The following is a 1168-nucleotide window of genomic DNA, read 5'->3' on the forward strand; positions in this document are numbered from 1 at the left end:
ATATAGACTTGATTCAATCTAGTCAGAGGAGAATCGAGAATGACCAAAAGGAAAAGAAGAACTTTTTCAAAAGAATTTAAAGAACAAATCGTACAGCTGTATGCAACTGGCAAGCCACGAGCCGAAATCATCAGGGAGTATGATCTGACACCTTCTTCCTTTGATAAATGGGTCCGTCAACACAATACGACAGGCTCTTTTGAAGAAAAAGATAACCGAACGCCTGAACAGGAAGAACTGATTAAGCTACGTAAAGAAAACCAAAGACTTGCGATGGAGAATGACATTTTAAAGCAAGCTGCGCTGATCATGGGACGAAAGTAGATGTGATTCGAAATAACGCTCACAAATACTCAGTATCAGCAATGTGCGACGTCCTGCAAATCCCTAGAAGTACGTATTATTATGAAGCCAAAATCAGAGATGACCAGAAAGAAGAGGAACTGACAAGGCTGATTAAAGACATATTCAAATCCAGCAGAAATAACTACGGCCAGAGAAAAATAAAGATTGAGCTTCAAAAGAAGGACTGGCAGGTGTCACGCCGTCGTATTGGGCGCATTATGAAAGAGCAGGGACTGGTCTCCAAGTATACCGTGGCCCAGTTTACCCCCCGGAAAACTTCAGTCAATGAATCGGAAGTTGGAAACGTACTCAATCGAGAGTTTAATCAGGACAAGGAGTTAAAGGTCGGTGTCAGTGATCTGACTTACGTCCGTGTCAGACTGAAATGGCATTACATCTGTATTTTGGTAGATTTATATAATCGTGAAATCATTGGCTACAGTGCCGGTCCCGAGAAAACTGCAGCCTTAGTTCAGCGTGCCTTTGCATCGGTTCCCTACAGTCTAAATTGCCTCGAATTGTTCCATACCGATCGGGGCAGTGAGTTTAAAAATAAGCTTATCGATGAAGCTCTTGAGGCCTTTGACATCGAGCGTTCCCTGAGCGCAAAAGGAACGCCCTATGACAATGCCGTTGCGGAAGCTATGTTTAAGACGATCAAAACAGAGTTCGTCAATGGCGCCGTTTTTTCCAGCCAACAGGAACTGGATCTGGAGCTATTTGATTATGTGAATTGGTTTAATCATATTCGGATCCATGAATCGCTTGGCTATTTAACACCCAGTGAATATAAGCGCAAGCATCAGGCTGGAATATGTACTAT

Annotated in this window: 1 protein-coding gene; it reads left to right on the plus strand. The window is 42.8% G+C overall.

The genetic code is table 11. From position 1 onward, the window contains the following. Positions 1 to 39: 39 nt before the first annotated feature. Positions 40 to 1168, plus strand: a protein-coding gene (locus H9631_RS22120) for an IS3 family transposase (RefSeq protein ID WP_191816618.1) whose coding sequence is annotated in 2 segments (ribosomal slippage) — positions 40 to 289 and positions 289 to 1168 — 1130 coding nt annotated over the 2 segments. Because the reading frame shifts where the segments join, the coding sequence is not laid out codon by codon here. This gene is flagged as partial in the annotation.

The sequence above is a fragment of the Bacillus norwichensis genome (genome assembly GCF_014836955.1).
GTDB lineage: Bacteria > Bacillota > Bacilli > Bacillales > Bacillaceae_C > Siminovitchia > Siminovitchia norwichensis.